General features: G+C 73.1%; 4 protein-coding genes. 2 read left to right on the top strand and 2 right to left on the bottom strand.

From position 1 onward, the window contains the following. The coding region (sucB, locus tag AC1DUQ_RS20140) for a 2-oxoglutarate dehydrogenase, E2 component, dihydrolipoamide succinyltransferase (protein WP_477074460.1) at positions 1-867 on the top strand (867 nt) is incomplete at its 5' end. 111 nt (positions 868-978) lie between these two features. Next, a complete protein-coding gene (locus AC1DUQ_RS20145; RefSeq protein WP_477061725.1) occupies positions 979-1,872 on the top strand; it encodes a TIGR01777 family oxidoreductase in 894 nt (297 codons plus the stop codon). 13 nt (positions 1,873-1,885) lie between these two features. Here AC1DUQ_RS20145 and arr read toward each other — a convergent pair whose 3' ends face one another. Together arr and AC1DUQ_RS20155 are read right to left on the bottom strand one after the other, a co-directional pair. Next, complete coding sequence (gene arr, locus AC1DUQ_RS20150) at positions 1,886-2,308, bottom strand: NAD(+)--rifampin ADP-ribosyltransferase (RefSeq protein ID WP_477074461.1); 423 nt, start codon at positions 2,306-2,308, stop codon at positions 1,886-1,888. A 36-nt stretch (positions 2,309-2,344) separates the two neighbouring features. Then, a partial coding sequence (locus AC1DUQ_RS20155) for a hypothetical protein (RefSeq protein WP_477074462.1) occupies positions 2,345-2,832 on the bottom strand: 488 nt, incomplete at its 5' end.

The raw sequence follows: 2,832 nt of genomic DNA on the forward strand, positions 1-2,832 counted from the left end.
CGCATCCGCAAGGAGGACGTGCTCGACGCCGCCGCCAAGGCAGAGGCCGAGAAGGCCGCCGCCGAGGCCGCGAAGGCTCAGCCCGCTGCCGCCGCACCGGCGGCCGCGGCTCCGGCCCCGAAGGCCGCGTCGGTCCCGGCCGTGTCCCCGCTGCGGGGCACCACCGAGAAGGCCAGCCGGCTGCGCCAGATCATCGCCGAGCGGATGGTCGACGCCCTGCACTCGCAGGCGCAGCTGACCACCGTGGTCGAGGTGGACGTGACCCGGGTCGCCAGGCTGCGCGCCAAGGCGAAGGAGGACTTCAAGGCACGCGAGGGCGTCAACCTCACGTTCCTGCCGTTCTTCGTCCTGGCCGCGATCGAGGGCCTCAAGGCCTTCCCGAAGATCAACGGCGTGCTCGAGGGCAACCAGATCACTTACCACGCCCAGGAGAACGTCGGCATCGCGGTCGACACCGAGAAGGGCTTGCTCGTCCCGGTGATCCGCGACGCGGGAGACCTCAACCTCGCGGGGATCTCGCGCAAGATCGTGGACCTGGCCGGACGCACGCGCCAGAACAAGGTCACGCCCGACGAGCTCAGCGGCGCCACGTTCACCGTGACGAACACGGGCTCCGGCGGCGCGATCATCGACACGCCGATCGTTCCCGGCGGCACGTCGGCGATCCTCGGTACGGGCGCGATCGTCAAGCGCCCCGTGGTGATCCAGGACGCGGACGGCGCCGAGGTCATCGCGATCCGGTCGATGTGCTACCTGTCGCTGTCGTACGACCACCGCCTGGTCGACGGCGCCGACGCGTCGCGCTACCTCACCGCGGTGAAGAACCGCATCGAGGAGGGCGCATTCGAGTCCGAGGTCGGACTCTGACGCGCTAGCACCTGACGCACCACGACGGCCCGGGCCCCGCACAGGGGACCGGGCCGTCGTGCGTGCGCTCCCGCCGGGCCGGGAAGACCGGGCGACCTTAGGGTGAGCGCCATGCAGGTCGTCATCGCCGGGTCGCACGGCTTCATCGGAAGCGCCCTCGTCCCCCACCTCCGCAGCGGTGGCCACACCGTCCGCACGCTCGTGCGAGGCGCGGCCGCGCGCCCGTCGGAGATCGCGTGGGACCCCGACGCCGGTCGACTCGACCCCACGTCGCTCGCGGACGCCGACGCGGTCATCAACCTCGCCGGCGTCAACCCGGGCAGGTGGCCGCTGACCACGTCGCGCAAGAGGGCCGTGCTGTCCTCACGGCTGCGGACCACGGGGCTCCTCGCCCGGACGCTCGCCGGGCTCGACGGCGGCGGCCCGCAGGTCATGCTCCAGGCCTCGGGGATCGGCGCGTACGGCTCGCGCGGCGAGGACCTGCTCGACGAGGACGAGCCGCTCGGAAGCACGTTCTTCGCGAACGTGGTGCGGCAGTGGGAGTCCGCGACCGCACCGGCCCAGGACGCCGACGTCCGGGTGGCGCACCTGCGGACCGGCATCGTGCTCGGGCAGGGCGGCGGCGCCCTCGGACCGCTGCTGCCGCTGATCAAGGCGGGGCTCGGGGGCCGACTCGGCTCGGGGAAGCAGTTCTGGCCCTGGATCACGCTGCTCGACCAGGTCCGCGCCATCGAGCACCTGCTGACCGCCCCCGTGCACGGCCCCGTCAACCTGGTGACCAAGCCTGCGCGCAACGCCGACGTCGTCTCCGCGCTGGCCTCGGCGATGCACCGGCCGGCCATCATCCCCGTGCCGGCGTTCGCCCTGCGCCTGCTGCTCGGCGACTTCTCGTCCGAGGTGCTGGGCTCCATCCGCGCGATCCCGGCCGTCCTCGACGCCACCGGCTTCCAGCCCACGCACTCCGACCTCCGGGCTGCCGCCGACTGGGTTGCGCAGCGCGACTGACGCCGTCACCGCCTCAGTCGTTGATGGCCTCGATGCCCTGCTGCTCGAGCCGGGCGAGGTGGTCCCGCATCTCCTGGAGGACCTCAGGTCGGTGCCCCTCCCAGTCCGCGATCTCCCCGACGACCCGCAGCGGGTGCCGCGTGCGGTACGACCTCGTCGGGTTGCCCGGAAATCGCTTGTCCGTGAGGTTCGGGTCGTTCTCGAGAGCACCGGTCGGCTCCACCACGTAGATCCGGCCCCAGCCCTCGCCCACCGCCAGCTCCGCGCCCCAGGTCGCCGCGTCCAGCGTGGCGGTCAGGTAGACGAAGCTCGCCGTGACCCGCGCGCCGTAGTTGGAGCCGCGACCGGCTTCGAGCAGGTCCCCCACCKGCAGGTCCGCCTTCGTCCCGTGGTAGAACGGCCCGGCGTCCTGGACCTCCGACGTCTCGTCCTCCATGCGGACCCCCTCACGCGTCGTCCCAGTGAACACCGCTCACGGTTGCCGGACGTCCCAGACGCGCCAGCCGTGCGGGGTCCACCGCAGTCCCAGGACGACGGTCCGGGCCGTCGACGCGGCCACCTGCGTGGCGGCGCCACCGTCGGCCGGGACCCGGTCGTACGCGGACGTCGAGGCAGTCACGGCCACGTCCGTCGTCCCCCGGCTGCCGTCGTCCGCGACCAGCCACGCGTCCTGCACGTCGACCGTGAGACCGTCCAGCCGCGCGCCGTGAAGACCCGGAAGCAGCAGCGAGTCGGCTCGGAACGCGGGACCGTCGACCACCTCGACGGCATCCAGCTCCGCAGGGTCCCCGGCCGCGACGATCTCCGCCCGCAGCCGACTGAGCGCGACGGCGGCCCCCACCGGATCGTTCGTCTCGTGAGGCGCCGCAGCCGCCGCAGGGGCGTCCGCGGCGACCACGCGCCAGCCGACGACTCCCGCGCCCACCACGATCGCGGCGGCCACGGTCACCGCGGCCAGGC

It is taken from the genome of Cellulomonas sp. P4_B5_2 (assembly GCF_056402235.1).